The 22,245-nt window shown below is 61.2% G+C and carries 28 protein-coding genes; 19 read left to right on the plus strand and 9 right to left on the minus strand.

The genetic code is table 11. The features are described from left to right. Positions 1–89 precede the first annotated feature (89 nt). Genes ACR0DO_RS08890 through ACR0DO_RS08905 form a run of 4 tightly spaced genes read left to right on the plus strand, consistent with a single transcriptional unit; the run spans position 90 to position 4,261 of the window. The gene (locus ACR0DO_RS08890; RefSeq protein ID WP_480558028.1) at positions 90–1,334 is read left to right on the plus strand and encodes an ABC transporter substrate-binding protein; all 1,245 of its coding nucleotides are present in this window, start codon (positions 90–92) and stop codon (positions 1,332–1,334) included. A gap of 59 nt (positions 1,335–1,393) precedes the next feature. Further along, a complete protein-coding gene (locus tag ACR0DO_RS08895; protein ID WP_170401214.1) occupies positions 1,394–2,266 on the plus strand; it encodes a carbohydrate ABC transporter permease in 873 nt (290 codons plus the stop codon). Then, positions 2,259–3,158, plus strand: coding sequence for a carbohydrate ABC transporter permease (locus ACR0DO_RS08900; RefSeq protein WP_480558030.1), 900 nt, complete (start codon positions 2,259–2,261; stop codon positions 3,156–3,158). Before ACR0DO_RS08895 ends, ACR0DO_RS08900 begins: the two co-directional genes overlap by 8 nt. A gap of 5 nt (positions 3,159–3,163) precedes the next feature. Continuing rightward, positions 3,164–4,261, plus strand: a complete 1,098-nt coding sequence (locus ACR0DO_RS08905; RefSeq protein ID WP_480558032.1) for an ABC transporter ATP-binding protein — start codon at positions 3,164–3,166, stop codon at positions 4,259–4,261. 59 nt (positions 4,262–4,320) lie between these two features. On the opposite strand, the gene ACR0DO_RS08910 is transcribed toward ACR0DO_RS08905, so the two are convergent. Both ACR0DO_RS08910 and ACR0DO_RS08915 read right to left on the minus strand, forming a co-directional pair. After that, positions 4,321–4,923 carry a Tgt2/MlaC family protein gene (locus ACR0DO_RS08910; RefSeq protein WP_170444057.1) on the minus strand — a complete coding sequence of 201 codons (603 nt, stop codon included), beginning with the start codon at positions 4,921–4,923 and terminating at the stop codon, positions 4,321–4,323. Further along, complete coding sequence (locus ACR0DO_RS08915; protein WP_170445007.1) at positions 4,913–5,683, minus strand: MlaA family lipoprotein; 771 nt, start codon at positions 5,681–5,683, stop codon at positions 4,913–4,915. Before ACR0DO_RS08915 ends, ACR0DO_RS08910 begins: the two co-directional genes overlap by 11 nt. Before the next feature lie 335 nt (positions 5,684–6,018). Here ACR0DO_RS08915 and ACR0DO_RS08920 point away from each other — a divergent pair, with 335 nt between their 5' ends. Genes ACR0DO_RS08920 through ACR0DO_RS08935 form a run of 4 tightly spaced genes read left to right on the plus strand, consistent with a single transcriptional unit; the run spans position 6,019 to position 8,762 of the window. Beyond that, positions 6,019–6,474: a RidA family protein gene (locus ACR0DO_RS08920; RefSeq protein WP_170672873.1), complete on the plus strand. Its 456-nt coding sequence runs from the start codon at positions 6,019–6,021 to the stop codon at positions 6,472–6,474. Then, entirely contained in the window at positions 6,471–7,238 is a 768-nt protein-coding gene (locus ACR0DO_RS08925) for a glycerophosphodiester phosphodiesterase family protein (RefSeq protein ID WP_480558035.1), read from the plus strand. The genes ACR0DO_RS08920 and ACR0DO_RS08925 overlap by 4 nt, the downstream gene beginning before the upstream one ends. A gap of 46 nt (positions 7,239–7,284) precedes the next feature. Further along, positions 7,285–8,472, plus strand: a complete 1,188-nt coding sequence (locus ACR0DO_RS08930) for a GNAT family N-acetyltransferase (protein WP_480558037.1) — start codon at positions 7,285–7,287, stop codon at positions 8,470–8,472. Beyond that, complete coding sequence (locus ACR0DO_RS08935) at positions 8,469–8,762, plus strand: 4a-hydroxytetrahydrobiopterin dehydratase (RefSeq protein WP_170444050.1); 294 nt, start codon at positions 8,469–8,471, stop codon at positions 8,760–8,762. The genes ACR0DO_RS08930 and ACR0DO_RS08935 overlap by 4 nt, the downstream gene beginning before the upstream one ends. Here ACR0DO_RS08935 and ACR0DO_RS08940 read toward each other — a convergent pair. From ACR0DO_RS08940 to ACR0DO_RS08955, 4 genes are all read right to left on the minus strand, one after another. Beyond that, positions 8,759–9,064, minus strand: coding sequence for a hypothetical protein (locus ACR0DO_RS08940; protein ID WP_480558039.1), 306 nt, complete (start codon positions 9,062–9,064; stop codon positions 8,759–8,761). The genes ACR0DO_RS08935 and ACR0DO_RS08940 overlap by 4 nt on opposite strands. Before the next feature lie 47 nt (positions 9,065–9,111). Next, positions 9,112–9,459, minus strand: coding sequence for an EF-hand domain-containing protein (locus ACR0DO_RS08945; protein WP_480558041.1), 348 nt, complete (start codon positions 9,457–9,459; stop codon positions 9,112–9,114). 11 nt (positions 9,460–9,470) lie between these two features. Further along, entirely contained in the window at positions 9,471–9,716 is a 246-nt protein-coding gene (locus ACR0DO_RS08950; protein WP_170444044.1) for a glycine zipper 2TM domain-containing protein, read from the minus strand. A gap of 103 nt (positions 9,717–9,819) precedes the next feature. After that, positions 9,820–10,305, minus strand: a complete 486-nt coding sequence (locus ACR0DO_RS08955; RefSeq protein ID WP_480558043.1) for a redoxin family protein — start codon at positions 10,303–10,305, stop codon at positions 9,820–9,822. Between the two features lie 98 nt (positions 10,306–10,403). Here ACR0DO_RS08955 and ACR0DO_RS08960 point away from each other — a divergent pair, with 98 nt between their 5' ends. Genes ACR0DO_RS08960 through ACR0DO_RS08975 form a run of 4 tightly spaced genes read left to right on the plus strand, consistent with a single transcriptional unit; the run spans position 10,404 to position 13,003 of the window. After that, positions 10,404–11,615 (plus strand): NAD(P)/FAD-dependent oxidoreductase, encoded by a 1,212-nt coding sequence (locus ACR0DO_RS08960; protein WP_480558045.1) that lies wholly within the window; start codon positions 10,404–10,406, stop codon positions 11,613–11,615. After that, positions 11,612–12,172, plus strand: a complete 561-nt coding sequence (gene rsmD / locus ACR0DO_RS08965; protein WP_480558047.1) for a 16S rRNA (guanine(966)-N(2))-methyltransferase RsmD — start codon at positions 11,612–11,614, stop codon at positions 12,170–12,172. The genes ACR0DO_RS08960 and rsmD overlap by 4 nt, the downstream gene beginning before the upstream one ends. Then, complete coding sequence (locus ACR0DO_RS08970) at positions 12,165–12,800, plus strand: HAD family hydrolase (RefSeq protein WP_480558049.1); 636 nt, start codon at positions 12,165–12,167, stop codon at positions 12,798–12,800. The genes rsmD and ACR0DO_RS08970 overlap by 8 nt, the downstream gene beginning before the upstream one ends. A gap of 23 nt (positions 12,801–12,823) precedes the next feature. Beyond that, on the plus strand, positions 12,824–13,003 hold the full coding sequence (locus ACR0DO_RS08975) for a hypothetical protein (protein WP_480558051.1): 180 nt from the start codon (positions 12,824–12,826) through the stop codon (positions 13,001–13,003). Here ACR0DO_RS08975 and map read toward each other — a convergent pair. After that, positions 12,991–13,803, minus strand: a complete 813-nt coding sequence (map, locus tag ACR0DO_RS08980) for a type I methionyl aminopeptidase (RefSeq protein ID WP_480558053.1) — start codon at positions 13,801–13,803, stop codon at positions 12,991–12,993. The genes ACR0DO_RS08975 and map overlap by 13 nt on opposite strands. Positions 13,804–13,992: 189 nt before the next feature. Here map and ACR0DO_RS08985 point away from each other — a divergent pair, with 189 nt between their 5' ends. After that, positions 13,993–15,660 carry a tetratricopeptide repeat-containing sulfotransferase family protein gene (locus ACR0DO_RS08985; protein WP_480558055.1) on the plus strand — a complete coding sequence of 556 codons (1,668 nt, stop codon included), beginning with the start codon at positions 13,993–13,995 and terminating at the stop codon, positions 15,658–15,660. 461 nt (positions 15,661–16,121) lie between these two features. Here ACR0DO_RS08985 and sfsA read toward each other — a convergent pair whose 3' ends face one another. Next, complete coding sequence (sfsA, locus tag ACR0DO_RS08990; protein ID WP_480558057.1) at positions 16,122–16,829, minus strand: DNA/RNA nuclease SfsA; 708 nt, start codon at positions 16,827–16,829, stop codon at positions 16,122–16,124. A 51-nt stretch (positions 16,830–16,880) separates the two neighbouring features. Here sfsA and ACR0DO_RS08995 point away from each other — a divergent pair, with 51 nt between their 5' ends. The 5 genes from ACR0DO_RS08995 to ACR0DO_RS09015 are packed head-to-tail and all read left to right on the plus strand — an operon-like array spanning position 16,881 to position 20,560. After that, a complete protein-coding gene (locus ACR0DO_RS08995) occupies positions 16,881–17,603 on the plus strand; it encodes a competence/damage-inducible protein A (protein WP_480558059.1) in 723 nt (240 codons plus the stop codon). Then, a complete protein-coding gene (locus ACR0DO_RS09000; RefSeq protein ID WP_480558061.1) occupies positions 17,600–18,328 on the plus strand; it encodes a GNAT family N-acetyltransferase in 729 nt (242 codons plus the stop codon). Before ACR0DO_RS08995 ends, ACR0DO_RS09000 begins: the two co-directional genes overlap by 4 nt. Continuing rightward, positions 18,325–18,897 carry a peroxidase-related enzyme gene (locus ACR0DO_RS09005; protein ID WP_480558063.1) on the plus strand — a complete coding sequence of 191 codons (573 nt, stop codon included), beginning with the start codon at positions 18,325–18,327 and terminating at the stop codon, positions 18,895–18,897. Before ACR0DO_RS09000 ends, ACR0DO_RS09005 begins: the two co-directional genes overlap by 4 nt. After that, on the plus strand, positions 18,894–19,796 hold the full coding sequence (locus ACR0DO_RS09010) for an OmpA family protein (protein WP_480558065.1): 903 nt from the start codon (positions 18,894–18,896) through the stop codon (positions 19,794–19,796). Before ACR0DO_RS09005 ends, ACR0DO_RS09010 begins: the two co-directional genes overlap by 4 nt. Positions 19,797–19,849: 53 nt before the next feature. Further along, positions 19,850–20,560 carry an SDR family NAD(P)-dependent oxidoreductase gene (locus ACR0DO_RS09015; protein WP_480558067.1) on the plus strand — a complete coding sequence of 237 codons (711 nt, stop codon included), beginning with the start codon at positions 19,850–19,852 and terminating at the stop codon, positions 20,558–20,560. A 57-nt stretch (positions 20,561–20,617) separates the two neighbouring features. On the opposite strand, the gene ACR0DO_RS09020 is transcribed toward ACR0DO_RS09015, so the two are convergent. Next, entirely contained in the window at positions 20,618–21,523 is a 906-nt protein-coding gene (locus tag ACR0DO_RS09020; RefSeq protein WP_170444015.1) for a LysR family transcriptional regulator, read from the minus strand. A 228-nt stretch (positions 21,524–21,751) separates the two neighbouring features. On the opposite strand from ACR0DO_RS09020, the gene ACR0DO_RS09025 reads away from it, so the two are divergent. After that, positions 21,752–22,192 (plus strand): DUF4399 domain-containing protein, encoded by a 441-nt coding sequence (locus ACR0DO_RS09025; RefSeq protein WP_480558069.1) that lies wholly within the window; start codon positions 21,752–21,754, stop codon positions 22,190–22,192. The last annotated feature ends 53 nt before the right edge of the window (positions 22,193–22,245 follow it).

Genomic DNA, 22,245 nt, shown 5'->3' on the forward strand with positions numbered 1-22,245 from the left:
ATTCCGCGTTGCCAGACAGCCGCCCGGGCGCAGAATGTCGGGCATCGCTGCTTTTGCAGTCACCAAGTTCTCTAGGGAGGAGACACATAATGAAGCGTTTTGCACTTGCTACAGCATCGACACTGGCTGTGGTGGCCGGAACGTCGGTTCTGGCCGAGCCGCAGGCTGAGGTTCTGCATTGGTGGACTTCGGGTGGTGAGGCCAAATCGGTGGCCGTTCTGCAGGAAGAGTTCGCCTCGAATGGCGGCACCTGGACCGACATGCCCGTGGCGGGCGGGGCCGGGGATGCAGCGATGACTGCGCTGCGGGCGCGGGTTCTGGCGGGCAATGCGCCCACCGCGGTCCAGCTGAAAGGCCCGTCCATTCAGGAATGGTATGAAGAGGGCGTTCTGGCCGATATTTCGGGCGTGGCCGAGGCCGAAGGCTGGGCCGATGTGCTGCCAGCCGCCATTGCCGGTCATATGAAATGCGAAGGGACATGGTGCGCCGCCCCGGTCAATGTGCACCGCATCGACTGGATCTGGGCCAACGCCGATATTCTGGCCGCCAACGGTATCGAAATGCCGACCACATGGGACGAATTCAACGCTGCTGCTGAAAAGCTGCAGGCCGCTGGGGTGATCCCGCTGGCCCATGGCGGTCAGGCCTGGCAGGACGCGACCGTGTTCGAAGCGGTTGCGCTGGGCCTTGGCGGGCCTGAATTCTATCAGAAGGCATTCGTCGATCTCGACCCCGAGGCACTGACCTCGGACACGATGATTCAGGTCTTTGACCAGATGCGCACGCTGCGCGGGTACGTGGATGAGAACTTCTCGGGCCGTGACTGGAACCTTGCCACCGCGATGGTGATGAATGGCGAAGCGGCGTTTCAGATCATGGGCGACTGGGCCAAGGGTGAATTCCTTGCGGCGGGCAAGACCCCCGGCGAAGACTTCCTGTGCGCCTCGACCCCCGGCGACGGTTATCTGTACAACGTTGACAGCTTTGCCATGTTCGAAGTCGAAGGTGACGACAATCGTGCCGGTCAGGAGCTGCTGGCCAAGCTGATCGTTGCGCCCAAGTTTCAGGAAGTGTTCAACCTGAACAAGGGCTCAATCCCAGCCCGGACGGACGTGGCATTGGATGCGTTCGACATCTGCGCCAAAATCTCGGCCGAAGACATGGGAACAACCTCGGCCGGCGGGTCGCTGCTGCCGTCCTATGCCCATGGCATGGCGCTGCGCGGGTCGCAGGCTGGTGCGATCACCGATGTTGTGACCGCGCATTTCAACTCGGACATGTCCTCGGCTGACGCGGTTCAGCAACTGGCGGACGCGGTGGCCAACAGCTACTGATCCGAACCGGTTCTGCCCCTATACTGCGGGGCAGAACCTCTTTTCTCCCGGAGGAAAAAATGTCCGAATGGCTGGAAAACCACCTGCCCAAGGTGGTGCTGGCACCGTCGTTCATTGCCGTATTGATCTTTGTCTACGGCTTTATCGGATGGACGGCCTGGGTGTCGCTGACCCGATCGAAACTATTGCCGAAATACGAGATCAAGGGCTTCATCCAGTATGAACGCCTGTTCGACTCGCCCCGCTGGGATACGGCAATCAACAACCTGTATATCTTTGGCGCGCTGTTCATCGTGATCGCGATGGTGCTGGGCCTGTTGCTGGCCATCCTGCTGGATCAGAAAATCCGCGTCGAGGGTGCGATCCGCACGATCTACCTGTATCCCATGGCGCTGTCGATGATCGTGACCGGGACCGCGTGGAAGTGGATTTTGAACCCGGGTCTGGGCATTGAATCCATGGTGCAGGGTTGGGGTTTCACAAACTTCGAATTCGACTGGTTAGTGAACCCCGATTACGCCATCTACACCATCGTGATCGCCGCGATCTGGCAAAGCTCGGGCTTCGTGATGGCGCTGTTCCTGGCCGGGCTGCGCTCGGTGGATGGTGAGATCATCAAGGCCGCCCAGGTCGATGGCATCCCCACATGGCGCATCTATACCGCGATCATCATCCCGTCGATGGCCCCGATCTTCCTGTCCGCCTTTATCGTGTTGGCCCACCTTGCGATCAAAAGCTTTGACCTTGTCATCGCCCTGACGGGTGGCGGTCCGGGCTACGCAACCGATCTGCCCGCTACCTACATGTATGCAATGGCGTTTTCGCGTGGCGATATCGGTCAGGCGGCTTCCTCCGCGATGATCATGATGCTGGTCGTCTTTGCCATCGTGGTTCCTTACCTTTACTCAGAGCTGAGGGCGAAAAATGACTGATCTGTCGATGCCCCAAACCGAAACCCGCACCCAAAGCGCCACGGGCAAAATTGCCCTGCGTTGGCTGCTTTATGTCCTGCTGGGCCTGTTTGCACTGTATTACCTGATGCCGCTGTTCGTGATGCTGACCACGTCGCTGAAGAGCCTTGAGGAAATCCGCACCGGGTCCCTGATCTCGCTGCCGCGCGAGGTCAGCTTCGAGGCGTGGAAAACCGCATGGTCCGGCGCATGTACTGGTATCCAATGCGAAGGTCTGCGGCCCTATTTCTGGAACTCGGTCCTGATCGCGGTGCCTGCGGTGGCAATCTCGACCCTGCTGGGCGCGCTGAACGGTTATGTGGTCGCGCAGTGGCGGTTCAAAGGGGCCAACATCATCTTCTCGCTGATGCTGTTTGGCTGCTTCATTCCGTTTCAGGTGGTCCTGCTGCCGATGGCGCGTCTGCTGGGCATGATGGGGATTGCCGGGACCATTCCGGGCCTGATCTTTGTCCACGTCATCTACGGGCTGGGCTTCACCACGCTGTTTTTCCGCAACTACTATGTCACTATCCCGTCCGAGCTGACCAAGGCCGCGCGCGTTGATGGGGCCGGGTTCCTGCGGATCTTCTGGTCTATCTTCCTGCCGTTGTCGCTGCCCATCGTCGTGGTGACCGTCATCTGGCAGTTCACGCAGATCTGGAACGACTTTCTGTTCGGCGTGTCGTTCAGTCAGGCGGGCACGCAACCCGTGACCGTGGCGCTCAACAACATCGTAAACTCCACCACCGGTGTCAAAGAATACAACGTCGATATGGCCGCCGCGATCATCGCGGGGCTGCCGACGCTGCTCGTCTATGTCGTTGCCGGTAAGTATTTCATCCGCGGCCTGACCGCCGGCTCAGTGAAGGGATAAGACCCATGGCTCCCATCCTTGATATCAACAAACTCTACAAGAATTACGGCGCGACCGAGATTCTGAAGGACATCAACATCTCGATCGAACCGGGCGATTTCCTGGTGCTGGTCGGCCCCTCGGGTTGCGGTAAATCCACCCTGCTGAACTGTATTGCGGGGCTGGAAGAGATCACCGGCGGCACCCTGTCCATCGGCGGCAACGACATGACCCATGTCAGCCCCAAGGACCGCGACATCGCGATGGTGTTCCAGTCTTACGCCCTGTATCCGACCATGTCGGTGGCCAAGAACATCACCTTTGGCATGAAAGTGCGCGGCGTCGATCAGGCCACTCAGGACGCTAAGCTGAAAGAGGTCGCCCAACTGCTGCAGATCGAGCCGCTGCTGAACCGCCGCCCCAGCCAACTGTCGGGTGGTCAGCGTCAGCGGGTGGCGATGGGCCGGGCGCTGGTGCGCGACCCCAAGCTGTTCCTGTTTGACGAACCGCTATCCAACCTCGACGCCAAGCTGCGGGTCGAGATGCGGACCGAGATCAAGAAGCTGCACCAGACGCTGGATGCCTCGATCGTCTATGTGACCCATGATCAGATCGAAGCGATGACGCTGGCCACCAAGATCGTGGTTCTGAAAGGTGGTGTCGTGCAGCAGATCGGCACCCCGGCCGAGATCTACAACAACCCGGCGAACCTGTTCGTGGCCGATTTCATGGGCTCGCCCGCAATGAACCTGATCCCGGCGCAGGCGACCAAGAACGGATCCGGCACCGAAATCGCCATCGCGCGCGAAACGGGTGAGACGCTGGTGCTGAAAGATACCCGCGACCTGTCACTGCCCAAGGATGTGATCCTTGGCCTGCGCCCCGAAGACATCGCCGAGGCAGGCTTCCGCGCCGGTGCAGGCGTGCAAGAGGCTGAATGCCTTGTCGATATGGTCGAACCGGCGGGCGCGGATACCTATGTGGTCTCGGAACTTGGCGGCAAGCAGGTCACCGCGCGTCTGCACGCTGAAACCAGTGCGCAGGCGGGTCAGATGCTGAATCTGGCTTTTGACATGAGCAAAGTGTCCTATTTCGCTCAGGAAACCGGCGAACGGTTGAACTGAAACAAAAAAACGCCGCGTGAACCCAATCACGCGGCGTTATCTTTGCAATTGCGCCCCGGTCACCCCGCCCGCTTCATATCCTTGATCAGACGGTTCAGATCGCCACCGCGCGCATCCAGCATGGCGCCGATCTCGGTCCGTTCGGTCAACAGCATATTCACCCCTTCGATGAACATGTTGAAGAACTTGTCACGGCCCGATTTGTCCGACACCAGAAAGGTCACCTCGAACGGCGACGAGCCCTGCAGCTTGACCGAGGTGCGCACCTCGTAGCCGGCCTTGATCTTGCGGGCATTGCGCACGGTGACCTGACCGCCAATGAACTCGCGGAAGCGGCGGCCGTATTTGTTCGAGATATAGCCCTGAAACGCCCTGGTGAACTGTCTCAGCTGCGATGGGCTGGCGGAACGGCCATCCACCCCCAGCACATAGCGCGCCATGATCGGCACGTCGGCATATTGCACGAAAATCTTCTCGAAATCGCGGATCATCGCTTTTTCGGATTTGCCCGAAGCGATCACACGGTTGATATCATCCACCACACTGACAACCAGAGCCTTGGCGCTGGCTTCGGTTTGGGCAAAGGCGGGAAGGGCGGTCAGCATCACACCAGCCAGGCCAGTGGCGACAAAACCGCGTCGGTTCAAATGGTTATTCGGCATAGGGGTCCTCGTAGGGGTCTAGGTAGGGGTCCCTGACAGGGTCGGTCCCGGTTTCTGCGTAGGGGTCATCATACAGACCCAGATAGGCTTCCTCATCGTCGCGTGCCAGTTCGAAGCGGCGGTTCTGGATGTAGATTGTGCGCGCCTGCGCATAGCTGTCGGCGCTTTCATACAGGATCGAATCGACCGTGTCCGAGAACCGGCCCCGGTCACCCATGCGCCGCACGACCTCGGCATAGACACCGATATTGTCGACCGGGCGCGTGGGGCTGAAATTGATCGGGTTCGAGAACAGATTGACCACAACGCCAATCGCGTCCCGCTGGGTTGACGGGCCATAAAACGGCAATTCGACATAGGCGCCTTCGCCGACACCCCAGACATGCAGGGTTTCGCCGAAATCGGTATCGACCGGCGGCAGGTTCAATTCGTCAGCAGGCGAAGACAGCCCCGCCCCGCCCACAGTCATGTTGATGACAAAGCGCAACAGCGCATTGCCCGATTGCTTGACGTTACCCTGCAGCAGGTAATCCACGGCTTGCCCGGGCAGGGTCAGGTTCTCGGCGAAATTGCTGAAGCTGGTCACCATCGGATCGGGCACGATCTTGACGTACCCTTTCGAGGCCGGGCGGAACAGGAACCGGTCAACGCCCAGATTGAATTTGTGAATGCCCCGGTTGTTTCGTTCATAAGGATCGAACACCTCGTTTGGCGGGGTTCCTTCCGGCGCCCGCGTGGCGCAGGCGCTCAGGACTGTCATCAGGGACAGAACGATCAGGTGCTTCAGGCGGGGTCTGCTCAACACGGTCTTTGCCACTCCAAACCATTCGGGGTCGTTGGCCCGAACTATCAATCAATACTGCCTATGGCCACATAGCGCGGCCCAATCCGAGGTCACATATACGTTCCACAACACGTATGAAACAGATAGCGTTTAACCTGCCCGATGGGCCAAGGTAAAGCGACACCGCTTCAACTGTTCGGAATAAGAAGAGTTACGCCCACCTGTCGGGCACGTCCATCCCCGTTTTCAGGCTTTCCGAAATTGCCCGTCCCGGTTAGCTTCGCCGCGACTCAAGATTTGGAGGAAACCTCATGAGCATCGCAGCGAAACTGGAAAGCCTCGGCGTTAGCCTGCCGGATGCGCCCGCTCCGGCGGCGAATTACGTCCCCTTCGTGCGGGTCGGCAACATCGTCTATGTGTCGGGTCAGATTTCCAAGGATGATGACCTGATCACCGGCAAGCTGGGCGATGACATGGAGGTTGAGGCCGGTGCGGCGGCGGCAAAAGTTTGCGCCATCAACCTGCTGGCGCAGGTCAAGGCGGCCTGTGGCGGTGATATCGAAAAACTGGTGCGGGTGATCAAGCTGACCGGTTTCGTGAACTCGACCGCCGATTTCACCGCGCAGCCGCAGGTGATCAACGGTGCCTCCGATTTTCTGGTCGAGGCGCTGGGCGATGCCGGTCGCCATTCCCGTTCCGCCGTCAGCGCTGCCGCGCTGCCGCTGGGCGTGGCCGTCGAAATCGAAGGCATTTTCGAGGTCCAATGACACCGCCCCTGCCTTCCGTGTTCCTGCAAACCCCGATCGCGCATCGGGCGCTGCATGACCTCTCGGACAACCGCCCGGAAAACAGCCGGGCGGCCATTCGGGCCGCGATCGAGGCCGGGTATGGGATCGAGATCGATCTGCAGCGGACCTCGGACAACCGGGCGATGGTGTTTCATGACTATGACATGACGCGCCTGACCGGGCAGCCGGGGCCGATTCAGCAGATCTCGGCGGCGCAGGCGCAGGCCACCCAGCTGCTGCACGCTGATGATGGCATCCCGACACTGGACGAGGTGCTAAAGATGGTGGGCGGCAAGGTGCCGCTGCTGATCGAGTTCAAGGACCAGGACGGCGCGATGGGCCCCGATGTCGGGCCGCTTGAAGCGGACGCGGTACGGGCGCTGCAGGGTTATGACGGGCCGGTGGCGCTGATGTCGTTCAACCCCAATTCGGTGGCTGAACTGGCGCGCCTTGCACCGCATCTGCCGCGTGGCATCGTGACCTGTTCATATCAGCCCAAGGAAGAGTTGTTGCCTCAGAAAGTCTGCGATCACCTGCGCAACATTCCCGATTTCGACCGGGTCGGTGCCAGTTTCATCAGCCATGAGGCCGCAGATCTGTCCCGCCCCCGCGTTGCCGAGCTGAAAGCGCAGGGCGTGCCGATTCTGTGCTGGACGGTGCGGTCGCCCGAACAAGAGGCACTGGCCCGCGAGGTTGCCGACAATGTGACCTTCGAAGGCTATTTGGCCCCCCATCCGGGTTGAACCCGTCCCCCCACCGTCACAGATTAAGATCAGACGCGGAGGGCAAATGGATCAGGCGCAAATCGAAGTTCAGATTCTGGGATCGCTGTCGCAGATTTCTGCCGAGGACTGGGACAGTTGCGCCTGCCCCGAGGCCGCCGATGGCGGGCGGCCGCTGGACCCGTTCACCACCCATCGGTTCCTGTCGGCGCTGGAAAACAGCGGCTCAGTCGGGCGTGGGACCGGCTGGCAGCCACAATACCTGACCGCCTATCTGGACGGGATGCTGATCGGCGCGGCGCCCATGTATGCCAAGTCGCACAGCCAGGGCGAATACATCTTCGATCACAACTGGGCGCACGCCTATGAAAATGCTGGCGGGCGGTATTATCCCAAGCTGCAGATCGCGGTGCCCTTCACCCCCGCCACCGGGCGGCGTTTTCTGGTGCGGCCGGGCTATGAGGCGGTGGGCATGTCGGCGCTGGTCCAGGGCGCGGTGCAATTGGCTGCCGACAACCGTGTGTCCTCGCTGCACGCCACGTTCTGCACCGCGGATGAGGCCATCGCCGGAGAGCAGATGGGCCTGATGCTGCGCACCTCGCAGCAGTTTCACTGGCTCAATGACGCATATCCGGATTTCGACGGCTTTCTGGGAGCGCTATCCTCGCGCAAACGCAAGAATATCCGCAAGGAACGGGCGCAGGCCTGCGGGTTCGGCGGTGAGATTCGCACGCTGACCGGGGGTGACCTGCGGCCCGAGCATTGGGATGCCTTCTGGCGGTTTTATCAGGACACCGGGTCGCGCAAATGGGGCGCGCCGTACCTGACCCGTCAATTCTTTGATATCGCTCAGGAAGTCATGGCGGACGATATGGCTTTGGTGCTGGCGGAACGCGACGGGTATCCGATTGCCGGGGCGTTGAATTTCATCGGGCGCGAAACCCTGTTTGGCCGCTATTGGGGCTGCGTCGAACATCACCCCTGTCTGCATTTCGAATTGTGCTACTATAGGGCGATTGATTTTGCCATTGCCAATGGTCTGGCCCGGGTTGAAGCCGGGGCGCAGGGCGAACACAAGCTGGCGCGAGGCTATTTGCCCACCCGCACGCATAGCTTGCATTGGGTCGGTGACCCCGGTTTTGCCGATGCGATCCGAAAATATCTGGACGCCGAGGCCGCCGCAGTGGGAGAAGAGATCGAGATCCTGACGGAATACGGCCCGTTCAGGAAATTGAACCCGGAGGAACAGCAATGACCGAACTCTTGTCGCCTGAGACCCGCGGCCCGCTGCTTGACCCGCTGTTCAAGAATGGCTGGACCATGGTCGACGGCCGGGATGCGATCACCAAGACCTTTATCTTCGAGGATTTCGTCCACGCCTTTGGCTGGATGACGCAGGTGGCGATTTTTGCCGAAAAATGGAACCACCACCCCGAATGGTCCAATGTCTACCGCACGGTCGAGGTCACGCTGGCCACCCATGACGTGGGCGGGCTGTCGGCGCTGGACGCCAAGCTTGCCCGCAAGATGGACAGTCTCTGCTAGCGGTTGCCCTCTCCGATGCCACCGGCCAATGCGGCGGTCACGCCCATCTGCTCGAATTCGGCCGGGGTCACGGTGCCGCTGCTGACGTCGATGCTGCCGGGAATGCGCGTTGTCCGGTTGCCGATCTGGCGCACGCTGCGCGCAGCCGGATTAATGTCCAGACAGCGATTGTTGTAACAGGTCAGCCCGGATGTGCTGATCTGAATGCGCGCCTGCCCGTCTGGTCCGGTCACCACCGGGGCCTGTGGCACGTCACAGGCCGCCAACAGGCCCAGAACACCGAGAATTCCCCAGTTTCGCATGGCACGCCCCCGTGTGGATGGCCCCGCCAAACGCGAGGCCGTCCGGTTTAATCCAGCTGGCCGTTCTGGTTCTGGTCGGCCGACAGGAAGTCGTCGTTCATCTGGGTGTCGAATTCCGGCCTTGAGATAAAGCCATCATTGTCGCGGTCAACGTCCTGAAACTGATCTTCGTCCAAATGCGGCTTGGCCTCTTGCAATCCGACCGAATTGTCTTTGTTCACATCCATCGACTGGAACGCGTAGTCGGCAAAGGCGTCGAACTCGTCCCGGGACAGGAACCCGTCATTGTTCTTGTCGATGGCTCTCAGCTCGTTTTCGTGCAGTTCGGCAACGTTTTCGGCCGAGGCGGCACCGGCCAGCAAAACGGCCGCAGCGATAATAAGTCCACGTGTCATTCCGGCTCTCCTCAACATGCGTATCTGTTGCCTTCGATCCCGCCGGCCGCAGCGCCTGCCGCCGTGAGGATCGATTTACCAGAGCCGCCGCCAAACTGGTTGCCGATGGCGCCACCGATCAGCGCACCGCCCAGAGTGCCGCTGAGGCAGGCAATCTCATGCTGGCGTGCCGCCTGTTGTTGCGGGGTCGGTGCCGGCCCGCAGGCGGCCAGCGCCCCCGCAGAACCAAGCAAGAGTGTAATGATCTTCAGTTTCATCAAACAAACTCCCTGATTGTATTATTCAAATATCGGCAGATCAGGGCGTTGCATCAAGTTAAATGGTTCTCATGGCCCCGAGGTCACCCGGGGCCATGCGATCTCAGATCACGTCCAGCAGGCCCTCACCTGCCGAAATTTCGCAGGCACCGGGGTTTTCTTCCAGGTTCAGTGCTGTGACCTTGCCGTCCTCGACCAGCATGGCATAGCGTTTGGACCGCGCGATCAGACCGGCGGGCGGGGCGTCGAAATCCATGCCGATGGCCTTGGTGAACTCGGATGTGGCGTCGCCCAGCATGGTCAGCCCGGCCTCGGTCGCGCCGGTGGCCTCGCCCCAGGCTTTCATCACGAACGGGTCGTTGACCGAGACACAGATGATTTCGTCCACACCCTTGGCATCGAACTGGTCCTTGGTGCGCATGAAGCTGGGCACATGGGCCGAATGGCAGGTTGGCGTAAAGGCGCCGGGCACCGCGAAGATCACCACTTTGCGTCCTTTGGTCTTGTCTGAAATCCGCACCTCTTCGGGGCCGTCCGTGCCCAGTTGGGTCAGCGTGGCGTCGGGCAGCATGTCACCTGTTGAAATCATTTTAAGCTCCTGTCGTTTGGATTTGCAGAGTCGGGCTCAGCCGCAATATAGGTGGTCGTGTGGTTGAGACCACGGGAATTCGACAGGGCGGGAGGAACATGAGCCATATTGTCGTGATCGGTGCGGGGCAGGCGGGGTCATCGCTTGTCGCCAGACTGCGCAAGGGCGGGTTTGACGGGGACATCACCCTGATCGGGGCCGAGCCGCATCTGCCGTATCAGCGCCCGCCGCTGTCCAAGGCCTATCTGCTGGGCGAGATGGAGCTGGAACGCCTGTTCCTGCGGCCCGAGAGTTTCTATGCCGAGAACAACATCACCTTGCGTCTGGGGCAGCGTGTGTCGGCGATTGACCCGCAGGCCAAGACCGTGACCGTCGGGGATGAGGTGATCTCCTATGATGAATTGGCGCTGACCACTGGGTCAGACCCGCGCCGTCTGCCCTCCGCCATCGGCGGCGATCTGGACGGCGTGCATGTGGTGCGCGATCTGGCGCATATCAATGAGATGGAGCCCCGCGTTACAGACGGCGCGCGTGCCTTGATCGTCGGTGGTGGCTATATCGGGCTTGAGGCCGCAGCGGTCTGTGCCAAGCGCGGGGTCAAGGTGACCTTGGTCGAGATGGCCGACCGTATCCTGCAACGGGTGGCCGCGCCCGAGACCAGCGACTATTTCCGGGCTTTGCACAGCGAGTACGGCGCCGATATCCGCGAAGGCGTCGGGTTGGAGCGTCTGGTCGGTGAAAAAGGCAAGGTTGTGGGCGCGGTTCTGACCGATGGTACCGAATTGCAGGTCGATTTTGTCGTTGTTGGCGTGGGCATCGTTCCCTCGACTCAACTGGCCGAGATGGCGGGTCTTGAGCTGGACAATGGCATCAAGACCGATGCCCATGGCCGCACCTCTGATCCGTCGATCTGGGCGGCGGGCGATTGCGCGTCCTTCCCGCATGGCGAAGGCCGCATCCGTCTGGAAAGCGTCCCCAACGCCATCGACCAGGCCGAGATTGTGGCGCAGAACATGTTGGGCGCGGCCAAAGACTATGTGGCGACGCCGTGGTTCTGGTCGGATCAGTATGACGTCAAACTGCAGATTGCGGGCCTGAACACCGGGTATGACCGCGTGGTGACCCGGCAGGGCGACGGGCAGACCGTATCCTTCTGGTACTACAAGGGCGATCAGTTGATTGCAGTGGATGCAATGAATGATCCGCGCGCCTATATGGTCGGCAAACGCCTGATTGAATCGGGTAAGACAGCTGATCCTGCCATCGTGGCCAACCCTGATGCGGACCTGAAGCCGCTGCTCAAGGCGTGAGGATCATCGCCGGAGAGTTCCGGGGCCGCGCCTTGGCCTCGGTCGGCAAGGGGGATGCGGGCGCACATTTGCGCCCCACCACCGACCGCGTGCGCGAAAGCCTGTTCAACGTGCTCGGCCACCAGATCGACTTTGACGGGCGGCGCGTGCTGGACCTGTTTGCGGGCACCGGCGCGCTGGGGCTTGAAGCGCTGTCGCGCGGCGCGGCGCATGTGACCTTTGTCGATGATGGGCGCGTGGCGCAGGGGCTGATCCGCAAGAATATCGACCTGACCCGCAGCGCCGACCGCACCGATCTGATCCGCCGGGATGCCACGCGGTTGGGTGAAAACCCGGGCGCGCCCTATGGTCTGATCTTTCTGGACCCGCCCTATGGCAAGTCCATGGGACAGAAGGCCATCGCCGCCCTCTCGCAAGGCTGGATCGCCGACGACGCCCTGATCGTGTGGGAAGAAAATGCTCCGATGCAACCGCCCGAGGGGTTCACCTTGCAGGACAGCCGCAAATATGGCGACACGCATATCACCCTGATGTGGAGCGATGCCCCGAATGCATGATCTGGTCATCTTCGATTGCGACGGCGTTCTGGTCGATAGTGAGCCACTGTCCAATCAGGTGATGGTCGCAAATCTGGCTCGTCACGGGTTGAAGCTGACGGCGGACGAGTGCCACAGGATTTTTACCGGCAAAACCATGCCCGAAGTTCAGGATATCGCCCGCAATCTGGGGGCAGACCTGCCCGAGGGCTGGATCGCGGAATTCGATGCCGAAACAGACGCCCGCCTTCGGCAGGGTGTGCCTTTAGTTCCCGGCATATCGGACTTGCTGACGCAATTGGATGAGCGCGGCGTGCCGTTCTGCGTTGCCTCCAATGGCGGGCCTGACAAAATGCGGGTCACGCTGGGGCAGAACGGCCTATGGGATCGGTTCAAGGATGTGATGTTCTCGGCCTACACATTGGGTGTGGGCAAACCTGACCCGACCATGTTCCTGACAGCGGCGGAACAGTTCGGCGCCTCGCGGCCCGTGGTCATCGAAGACAGCGCCAGCGGTGTCACCGCCGCAATCCGTGCCAATATGCGCTGTCTGGCCTATGCGCCGCACGGGGGCGGAGAAAAACTGGCCAAACTTGGGGCCGAAGTCATCACCGATATGGCTGAGGTTCCGGCGCTTTTGGGGATTTGACCGGGACATGCTAGTATCGACGCATGGACCGTGCCCTGAAACTCCCGATCTGGACTGTTCCACAGGAAACCGACGCCACCACCGGACCCGAGCGGAAACCCACGCGCGCGCCGGTGTTCATTCATGACGCGGTCACGCCATGGGGGCAGGAAACCCTGTTGCTGAAACTGATGCGCGATCAGGCCGTCGATCAGGAAGAATAGGTCGGATGAAACTTGTTGCCCGGTGACAGGGTAAATATCTCGACCCCATCTGCCGTCACACCCACTGAATGTTCGAACTGCGCCGACAGCGACTTGTCGCGGGTTACGGCGGTCCAGTCATCGGACAGGGTCTTGGTCTCGGGGCGGCCAAGGTTCACCATCGGTTCGATGGTGAAGAACATGCCCTCTTCCAGAACGGCACCGGTGCCCGGACGGCCATAGTGCAGCACGTTGGGCGGCGCGTGGAACACCCGGCCCAGACCGTGACCGCAGAAATCGCGCACGACGCTCATCCGGTGTGCCTCGACATAGGCCTGAATGGCGTGGCCGATATCACCGAAGGTATTGCCGGGCTTGACCATCTCGATCCCCTTGAACAGGGCGTCATGGGTCACCTGGATCAGACGCTCGGCCTTGCGCGGCAGTTTGCCCGCCACATACATGCGTGAGGTATCGCCGAACCAGCCGTCAACGATGACGGTGACGTCGATATTCAGGATATCGCCATCCTTCAGCCGCTTGTCACCGGGAATGCCGTGGCAGACCACGTGATTGACACTGATACAGCTGGCGTGCTGATAGCCCTTGTAGCCGATGGTTGCCGAGGTTGCGCCCGCGTCCTCGACCATCTGGGTGATCAGCCCGTCAATCGCGCCGGTGGTCTGACCGGGAAAGACGTGTTCGGCAATGTCATCCAGAATCCGCGCAGCCAAGGCCCCTGCCGCGTGCATGCCGGCAAAGTCACCCTGTTCATAGATGCGGATACCGTCCTTGGTCAGACGGCCACGATGTTCCTTCATGGATGCGAGGCTCCAAATGTTTCGCGCAGCATTCCTTTTACGCTGCTTGTGCAGAAAGTACCAGAGGGTGTCGGTCCGCAAAGTCGGCACCACCCCGTATGCGGTCTGATCGTATGTAGACCCTCAGGTAATTTTGAACTAGCACAAGGCAAGTCCGGGCGGGCACACGAAACAGAGAGGGGCAGGCAGATGCAAAGAAAAGCTGACCAGTTGAGGGCCGAGATTGCCGGCATCAGCGAACTTCTCAAGGCCGGACGGCCGGACCGTGCGTTCAAACGGGCCACCAAGGCCGCCAAGAAGTGGCCAAAAATCGCGGCGCTGCCAAGACTTGCGGGCATCAGCGCGGTGCAGCAGCAGAAACCCAAACTGGCCCAGACCCATTTTCAACAGGCCTGGCGGCTGGATCCCGGAAATGCCGAACTGATCCAGAACTATGCTCTTAGTCTGGTTCAGGGAGGTGATCCCGCCGATGCGCTGACGTTTCTGAAAAAGATCGCCGCGCGTGGCCCGCTGAGCCCCGCCCAGCAGTTCATCCGCGCGCTGGCCCTGTTGCAGGAGCAGCAGCCGGAACAGGCGCTGGCGGATGTCGAACAAGTATTGAGTCGCGAACCTGCCAATCCGAATGCGCAGATTCTGAAGGCGGACATTCTGGATTCGATGCACCAATGGCAGGACGCGGTTGATGTGCTGACGGCGCTGGTCAAGAAGCAACCGAAATACCTTCCCGGCCTGGTGCGGCTGGCCAGATCGCAGCTGGGGCTGGGTCAATTGGACGAGGTTCTGAAAAATGTTCGCGCCGCGCTTGCACTGGCGCCCGAGCATCCGGATGCGCTGGAATTAATGGCCGGACTGCCGAACCTCACCTTTGACGATATCGCAACGCTGCAGACCCGGATTTCCAAGTCGTTCGCACGCGGTCCAGCGGCCAATCCGGAGGATGAGGTGAAATTGCGGTTTGCCGCGGCCAATCTGGCGCGCCGGCAAAAGAACATCACGCAGGAAATGCAGCATCTGGCCGAGGCCCACAAGCTGCAGCGCAAAGGGTTCGAAGCCTGGGAAGACCGCAGCGCCAAAGACTGCGCCAAACGGCTGGCTGCCCCTCTGCCCGCTGCCGGGGCTGAGTCATCCGCAGGCAGCCCCCGGCCGATTTTCGTGGTTGGCCTGCCCCGGTCCGGCACCACGCTGGTTGAACGTATTCTGGCCCGCCATTCCACCGTTCAGGGTCTGGGAGAGCTGGCCTCGGTCCATCAATGGGCCCGACAGGCTGAAGCGCAGCCGCCGGAATGGCGCGCCGCCAACGGGCTGGCCGCGCACTACATGGCAAAGCTGCCTGCGCTGTCTGGGGATGCCACGGCCTTTGTGGACAAGGCCCCCGGCAACTATGCCTTTCTGGGCGAGATTGCGCAGGCCTTCCCCGATGCCGTGATCCTCAACGTGTTGCGCGACCCGCGCGATATCGCCCTGTCGATGTGGCGGGCGAATTTCGGAGCGGGCGGGTTGTACTACACCCATGACCTGACCTGGATGGCGGCTGAGGCCAACCGGTATCAGCGTTATATGCGCCACTGGCATCAGGTCCTGCCGGGCCGCATTCACGATATCCGGTATGAGACGTTGGTGGGCGATCTACAGAACACCGCGCAGGAGCTGGCGCGAACCTGCGATCTGCCCTTTGAAGACTCCATGCTGACGCCGGACAAATCCGCAAACGCGATCAGGACGGCCAGTAACCTGCAGGCCCGACAGCCGGTGAATACAGCCTCGGTCGGCGGCTGGCAGGCAGTGGCCGATCACTTTGAGCCGTTTGTGCAAGGGTTGGATGTCGAACTGTGGTCAGAAACTAACATGATCGGCTGAAGTGCGGCGTAAACTAAAAAATGGCTTTGAGGTTCGGTTAGAATGGCCTCGCGGCGCCTCGATTTAACCGTCGCCCATGCAAAGAGAAGTACTTGATGAGACCCTTTCTGTTGCTGTTGATCTTTCTGACGGGCTGCAGAGAAGAGGTCACGATGCTGTCAGGGTCCGAACTGGCGGGTTTTCTAGCTGAGGACCGGGAAATAAAGTTCGAGCGGTTTCACTATAGTGGAACCGCTTGGTTGCGGGCAGACCAGACTTTTGCGGCAACGGTACCCAGACTGGGGGAAGATACTGGCGTTTGGTGGTTGGAAGGCAATGCGATCTGTAGCCGATGGAACACCTTTCGTCAGGGGCAATCGATGTGCGCTACAGTCGGAAAGTTGAACAGTGATGCGTATCGGGGCTTCAGTTCATCTTCGGGCACATATCTTGGTGAATTCCGGTTCATGAACTGATTGGCTTTACGACGTTGCCCAAACTTTCACAGTATCAACCCATACGCCTTCTGGTGATACTAGCGTTCCATAGACCAACCGCTCCACCCCCTGCGCCTGTGCGGCCTCGAACGCCGCCGCATAGGCCGGGTCGATATCGGCGGCCAGCGCCAGACGGTCGCAATCGGTGCGCTGGACCAGATACAGCAGGATCGCCCGGTGCCCCTGTGCCACCATCGCCGCCAGCTCTCCCAGATGTTTGGTGCCGCGGGCGGTGACGCTGTCGGGGAACTCGGCCAGACCGGGTTGGCGGGATAGGGTGACGCTTTTGACCTCGACATAGGCATCGGGCAGGCCCGGCTGGGTCAGCAGAAAGTCGATGCGGCTGTTTTCGCCGTATTTCACTTCGGGGCGGACGGTTTCATAGGCGGCCAGTTCGGGGATTTCGCGCGCCTCCAGCGCCGCGCGCAGGGCTTTGTTGGGAACCGAGGTATCGACCCCGGTGAAATGGCCGTTTTCATGATCGACCAGCCGCCAGCCGTATTTCAGCTTTTTCTTCGGATCGTCATTGGGCTCCAGCCAGATTTTCTCACCCGGTTCGGCCAGCCCCATCATCGACCCCGGATTGGCGCAGTGGGCGGTGACCTCGCGCCCGTCCTCCAGCGTGCAATCGGCCAGAAAGCGTTTGTAGCGGCGGATCAGGCGGGCGGGGACAAGGGGGGTTTCAAATCGCATGTCTCAGGGCCTATACCTGCCCTAACGGTCGATCAAGAGGGGGCGCGTGCCATGGCAAATCCAACCGCTGCAATGCTGGTGATCGGGGATGAGATCCTCTCGGGCCGGACCCGCGATGCGAATATGCACTATCTTGCCGGGGAGCTGGCCAAACATGGCATCGACCTGAAAGAGGTGCGGATCGTCAGCGATGATGCCCCGGCGATCGAGGCGGCGGTCAAGGCGCTGTCCGATGACCACGACCATGTATTCACCAGCGGCGGTATCGGCCCGACCCATGACGATATCACCGCCGATTGCATCGCGCGTGCCTTTGGGGCGCATATCGACATTCGCGACGACGCCCGCGCGCTGCTGCAGGCGCATTACGACAAATCCGGGCTGGAGTTGAACGAGGCCCGCCTGCGCATGGCGCGCATTCCGGACGGGGCGGTGCTGATCGACAATCCGGTCTCGACCGCGCCGGGGTTCACCATTGCGAACGTGCATGTGATGGCGGGGGTGCCGTCGGTGTTTCAGGCGATGGTGGCCAGTGTGTTGCCCGGCCTGACCGGGGGCAGCCCGCTGCTGTCGCAAACCCTGCGGGTGGATCGGGGTGAAGGCGATATCGCTGCCACTCTTTCCGTGTTGGCCAATGATTTCGCGGACCTGTCGATCGGGTGCTACCCGTTCCAGATCAACGGCGTTTTTGGCGCCAATGTCGTGGTGCGTGGCACCGACGGCGCGCGTATCGATGCCGCCACCACCCGGCTTGCGAAAGAGCTTGATCTGTGAGCGACAACTGGACCGACATCGTCGACGGCACCTGGCCTGCCGCGCGGTATGAACGGCTGGGGCCGTTTCAACTGCGGCAGGGGCAGGGCGGCGGGTCGCGCGTGTCGGCGGCCAATGCGCTGGCCCCCGCAAGCGCGGCCGATATCGATGCCGCCGAGGCCGCGATGCAGGCAATGGGGCAAAAGCGCATCTTCTGCCTGCGCCCGGGGGACGAAGCGCTGGATGCGCAACTGACCGCGCGCGGCTATCAGATTCTGGACCCGGTCAACATCTATGCCTGCCCTGTCGGTCACCTGTCGGATACGTCGATCCCCCGCGTCACGGTGTTCCTCACGCCCGAGCCGCTGGCGATCATGCGCGAGATCTGGGCGAAGGGCGGCATTGGCCCCGCGCGGGTGGCGGTGATGGAGCGCGCGCGAGGCCCCAAAACCAGCCTGTTGCTGCGCCACAATGATCAGCCTGCCGGAACCGGATTTGTTGCGATGCACGATGGAGTTGCGATGGTGCACGCGTTGGAAATCCTGCCCGATCATCGTCGTCAGGGTCTGGGCGGCTGGGCCATGCGCGCCGCCGCCTTCTGGGCGCGGGATAACGGGGCGGAAACGCTCAGCGTGATCTGCACCAAGGCAAACGCGGGGGCCAACGGGCTTTATCGCGCGCTCGGGATGGAGATTGTCGGCGAATACCACTACCGTCAGCTTGTTCAAGGAGAAAGCCCGACGTGACTGACCAATCCGCCCCCACCGCGCTGGACTTGCCGATGGTGAACCCGCTGCCGCCCGAGACGCAGAAGTACTTTGATATCTGCGTGGAAAAACTGGGCTTTGTGCCGAATGTGCTGCGGGCCTATGCCTTTGACATCGACAAGCTGAACGCCTTTACCGCGATGTATAACGACCTCATGCTGGGCGACAGTGGCCTCAGCAAGCTTGAGCGTGAGATGATCGCGGTGGTCGTGTCGGCGATCAACAAGTGCTTTTACTGCCTCGTGGCTCATGGCGCAGCGGTGCGGCAATTGTCGGGCGATCCGCAACTGGGGGAAATGCTGGTGATGAACTACCGCGTCGCGTCTTTGGACACACGCCAGCGGGCGATGCTGGACTTTGCCGCCAAGATGACCTCGGCCAGCACCGAGATCGAAGAATCCGACCGTCAACGCCTGCGGGATGCGGGTTTTACCGACCGTGACATCTGGGACATCGCCAACGTGACCGGCTTTTTCAACATGTCGAACCGCGTTGCGAGTGCCACGGCGATGGTTCCGAACGACGACTATCACGCGCAGGCCCGATGATCCGCTTTGCCTCACTGATCCTGTTGCTGTTGGCCGGGCCGGGTGTTGCGCAGGAGTTGACGTTGCCTTCGGGCGCGCGCCAGATCAGCGACCGGATCAGCCCGCTGGACAGCTATGATCTGCCCACTGGACCGTTTGCCGACGGCACTCTGCCCGTGCGGCAGATCGAGGGGCGGGTTGAGCGGATCACATGGCGCCTGCAATCGGGCTCCAGCACGACGCTGCAATTGCTGGCGCCGCTGCGCGATCAGATTGTGGCGCAAGGTTATGACGTGCTGTTCGAATGCGAGGCCCGTGCCTGTGGCGGGTTCGATTTCCGGTTCGGAACCGAGGTTGTCCCGACCCCCGATATGTATGTGGCGATTCAGGACTACCGTTTTCTGTCCGCCACGCGTGGCGACGATGTGCTGAGCCTGCTGGTCAGCCGCAATCCGCCCAGCGGGTACATTCAGTTGATCCGGGTCTCTCCGGTTGACGCAGAAGCGCCGCCGCCGCTGGTGATCGAGGAAACGGCCGATACGTCCGACGGGTTGTTAGCGGCATTGGAACAGAACGGGCATGTGATTCTGGATGATCTGCATTTCCGCACCGGAGAGATCACGCTGGGCGACGGCCCTTTTGCCTCGTTGGACCTGATTGCGTCTTATCTGGCCGACAACCCCGATATGCGGCTGGCACTGGTCGGGCACACGGACGACACCGGCGCGCTGGATGCCAACATCTCGGTCAGCACCGGGCGGGCGCAGGCGGTCCGGACCCGTCTGATCGAGGCCCATGGGGTTACCGCCGACCGGATCGAGGCGCGCGGCATTGGCTACCTAGCCCCGCTGACCTCGAATGCTACGCCCGAGGGCCGCGACCTGAACCGCCGGGTCGAGGCGGTTTTGCTGGTCAATTGACCTTGGTGGCATAGGTCAGACAGGCGAGCCGATCGAAAACGAAAGGACCCCACATGACTGACCAGACACCAACGCCGCAGGCCGTGATCATTGGCGCAGGGGCCGGTCTGTCGGCCTCGTTCGCACGGGCATTGGCGCAGGGCGGGTATGCCGTGCATCTGGCCGCCCGCGACGTTTCGGATCTGGAACCTTTGGCCGCCGAGACAGGGGCGAGGCTGCATCAGCTGGATGGCACGGATGCGCAGGGCGTGGCGACGCTGGTTACCAGCCTACCAGGAGAGCTGCGGGTGGCGTGCTATAACCCTTCGGCCCGGCAACGCGGCCCGATCACAGAGCTTGACCCGGAAACCGTCCGCAAGGCGGTTGAGGTGACGGCGCATGGGGCGTTCCTTCTGGGTCAGGTCGCCGCCCGCCGCATGTTGGATCAGCCGATGCGCGACAACCGGCGGGGCACGATCCTGTTCACTGGTGCCTCGGCGGGGGTCAAAGGCTTCCCGCTGTCGGCGCCTTTTGCCATGGGCAAGTTCGCGCAGCGGGGGTTGGCGCAGTCCATGGCGCGCGAGCTGCACCCTCGCGGCATCCATGTGGCCTGGGTCAATATCGACGGCGGTATCCGCAACCCCGAGCGAATTGCAGCGGCCGACACGCCCGACTCGATGCTGGATCCGGATGCCATTGCCCGCGAATACATGCATCTGATCCATCAGGACCGGTCGGCCTGGAGCGATGAACTGACCCTGCGGCCCTGGGTCGAACGGTTCTGAACAGACAAAAAAGACCCGCACATATGCGCGGGCCGTCGAGGTTCACCGGGGGAGATATTACCAGTCCATCGGGCCCTTTTCGTTGAAGGACTCGACAAGAAAATCAATGAATGCCCGCACCTTGGGTTGGGTAAAACGACCGGGCGGGTAGACGGCGTAGATGCCCTGCACCTCATCTGGCAGCGACGGCATCGCATCCAGTACCTGACCGGATTTCAGTGCGTCCGCATACAGATAGCTGGGCAGATACGCGATCCCCAGCCCCGAGATGGCCGCATTCAATAGCGACTGCCCGTCATTGACGCTCAGCCAGCCTGCGGTGCGAACCTGCCGCTTTTCACCCGAAGGCGCGGTCAGCTTCCATACATTGCCCGAGGATTGGCTGGAGTAGTGCAGGAGCTTGTGTTCGTTCAGGTCGTCGATCTTCTGCGGACGCCCGAATTTCTCGATATAGCTGGGCGCGGCGACCATGCGTTTCACGGTTTCGGTCAGCTTGCGCGCGCGCAGGGTGCTGTCTTCCAGCTCGCCAATGCGCACGGCAACGTCGAACCCTTCTGAAATCAGCTCAACATAGCGGTTGTTCAGCACCATGTTGACGGTGATGTCGGGATAGGCGGCGAGGAAATCCGATAGAACCGGCGACAGGTGATTGACGCCGAAATCCGTCGCCACGCTGATCCGCAGCAGACCCGAGGGTGCGGACTGCATCGAAGTCACCAGCGCATCTGCCTCGCCCGCGTCATTCAGCACGCGGCGCGCGCGGTCGTAATAGGCAAGTCCGATCTCGGTGGGGGAAACGCGGCGTGTGGTGCGGTTCAGCAGCCGTGCGCCCAGCCGGGCCTCAAGGCTGGAAACGTGCTTTGACACGGCCGATTTGGAGATGCCCATTTTCTTGGCCGCATCGGTGAAGCCACCCTGGTCCACCACATTGGCAAAGGCTTCCATTTCGGTAAGTCGATCCATTCTCGTTCCCCGGGTGTATAGTCGTTGCCCGACTGTCGCCTTCAATCTGGGCGGAAACAGGGCAGACATGGGATAATATCAGGGATTTGAATCAGATCGTTTGCAGATAGGAAACGCGGAAACAATGGTTTCCGGCATCGCCGCAGAGCCTGACAGGCAGGGAATTTCGGCGTTTGTGTCCGATTGTGCTAAGGTGAGCATGGCAAATTTGTGACCACGGAGGATTTCATGAAAGCCTTGCTTGCCCTAACTGCCCTGTGCCTGTCCGCAACCCTTGCGCTGGCCGGAGGGGAAACCGCATCCAACCCTGACGCGAAGGTTTATTTCGTGAACCTTGCCGATGGGGACACCGTCCAGTCGCCGGTCACCGTGGTCTTTGGCCTCAGCGGCATGGGCGTGGCCCCCGCCGGGACCGAGAAGGAAAACACCGGCCATCACCACCTGCTGATCGATCGTCCGCCGCTGGGTGAGGGCGAGGATGGCGCGGATGAGCTGGCCTACGGTCTGCCCGCGGACGACAACCATCTGCATTTCGGCGGCGGTCAGACCGAGGTGACTTTGGAACTGGCCCCTGGTGAGCATACGCTGCAACTGGTGCTGGGCGATGCGGGCCATGTACCGCATTCCACGCCGATTGTGTCTGATGTGATTACGATAACGGTGGAATAGTCGCCGCAATCGCCCGCGAAACCGGTTTACAATAATGTGAATGTCGGAAACTC

It is taken from the genome of Ruegeria sp. AM9, from assembly GCF_056540565.1.

What these genes read in the sequence shown, in the direction of transcription:
- ACR0DO_RS08985 (WP_480558055.1), top strand. Translation starts at nt 13,993, where the DNA reads ATGCAAAGAAAAGCTGACCAGTTGAGGGCCGAGATTGCCGGCATCAGC.
- ACR0DO_RS08940 (WP_480558039.1), bottom strand. Translation starts at nt 9,064, where the DNA reads ATGCGAAACTGGGGAATTCTCGGTGTTCTGGGCCTGTTGGCGGCCTGT.
- ACR0DO_RS08960 (WP_480558045.1), top strand. Translation starts at nt 10,404, where the DNA reads ATGAGCCATATTGTCGTGATCGGTGCGGGGCAGGCGGGGTCATCGCTT.
- ACR0DO_RS08915 (WP_170445007.1), bottom strand. Translation starts at nt 5,683, where the DNA reads ATGACAGTCCTGAGCGCCTGCGCCACGCGGGCGCCGGAAGGAACCCCG.
- sfsA (WP_480558057.1), bottom strand. Translation starts at nt 16,829, where the DNA reads ATGCGATTTGAAACCCCCCTTGTCCCCGCCCGCCTGATCCGCCGCTAC.
- ACR0DO_RS08905 (WP_480558032.1), top strand. Translation starts at nt 3,164, where the DNA reads ATGGCTCCCATCCTTGATATCAACAAACTCTACAAGAATTACGGCGCG.
- ACR0DO_RS08955 (WP_480558043.1), bottom strand. Translation starts at nt 10,305, where the DNA reads ATGATTTCAACAGGTGACATGCTGCCCGACGCCACGCTGACCCAACTG.
- ACR0DO_RS08930 (WP_480558037.1), top strand. Translation starts at nt 7,285, where the DNA reads ATGGATCAGGCGCAAATCGAAGTTCAGATTCTGGGATCGCTGTCGCAG.
- ACR0DO_RS09020 (WP_170444015.1), bottom strand. Translation starts at nt 21,523, where the DNA reads ATGGATCGACTTACCGAAATGGAAGCCTTTGCCAATGTGGTGGACCAG.
- ACR0DO_RS08920 (WP_170672873.1), top strand. Translation starts at nt 6,019, where the DNA reads ATGAGCATCGCAGCGAAACTGGAAAGCCTCGGCGTTAGCCTGCCGGAT.
- ACR0DO_RS08995 (WP_480558059.1), top strand. Translation starts at nt 16,881, where the DNA reads ATGGCAAATCCAACCGCTGCAATGCTGGTGATCGGGGATGAGATCCTC.
- ACR0DO_RS08935 (WP_170444050.1), top strand. Translation starts at nt 8,469, where the DNA reads ATGACCGAACTCTTGTCGCCTGAGACCCGCGGCCCGCTGCTTGACCCG.
- ACR0DO_RS08950 (WP_170444044.1), bottom strand. Translation starts at nt 9,716, where the DNA reads ATGAAACTGAAGATCATTACACTCTTGCTTGGTTCTGCGGGGGCGCTG.
- map (WP_480558053.1), bottom strand. Translation starts at nt 13,803, where the DNA reads ATGAAGGAACATCGTGGCCGTCTGACCAAGGACGGTATCCGCATCTAT.
- ACR0DO_RS08895 (WP_170401214.1), top strand. Translation starts at nt 1,394, where the DNA reads ATGTCCGAATGGCTGGAAAACCACCTGCCCAAGGTGGTGCTGGCACCG.
- ACR0DO_RS08970 (WP_480558049.1), top strand. Translation starts at nt 12,165, where the DNA reads ATGCATGATCTGGTCATCTTCGATTGCGACGGCGTTCTGGTCGATAGT.
- ACR0DO_RS08910 (WP_170444057.1), bottom strand. Translation starts at nt 4,923, where the DNA reads ATGCCGAATAACCATTTGAACCGACGCGGTTTTGTCGCCACTGGCCTG.
- ACR0DO_RS09015 (WP_480558067.1), top strand. Translation starts at nt 19,850, where the DNA reads ATGACTGACCAGACACCAACGCCGCAGGCCGTGATCATTGGCGCAGGG.
- ACR0DO_RS08975 (WP_480558051.1), top strand. Translation starts at nt 12,824, where the DNA reads ATGGACCGTGCCCTGAAACTCCCGATCTGGACTGTTCCACAGGAAACC.
- ACR0DO_RS08945 (WP_480558041.1), bottom strand. Translation starts at nt 9,459, where the DNA reads ATGACACGTGGACTTATTATCGCTGCGGCCGTTTTGCTGGCCGGTGCC.
- ACR0DO_RS08925 (WP_480558035.1), top strand. Translation starts at nt 6,471, where the DNA reads ATGACACCGCCCCTGCCTTCCGTGTTCCTGCAAACCCCGATCGCGCAT.
- ACR0DO_RS09025 (WP_480558069.1), top strand. Translation starts at nt 21,752, where the DNA reads ATGAAAGCCTTGCTTGCCCTAACTGCCCTGTGCCTGTCCGCAACCCTT.
- ACR0DO_RS08900 (WP_480558030.1), top strand. Translation starts at nt 2,259, where the DNA reads ATGACTGATCTGTCGATGCCCCAAACCGAAACCCGCACCCAAAGCGCC.
- ACR0DO_RS09010 (WP_480558065.1), top strand. Translation starts at nt 18,894, where the DNA reads ATGATCCGCTTTGCCTCACTGATCCTGTTGCTGTTGGCCGGGCCGGGT.
- ACR0DO_RS08890 (WP_480558028.1), top strand. Translation starts at nt 90, where the DNA reads ATGAAGCGTTTTGCACTTGCTACAGCATCGACACTGGCTGTGGTGGCC.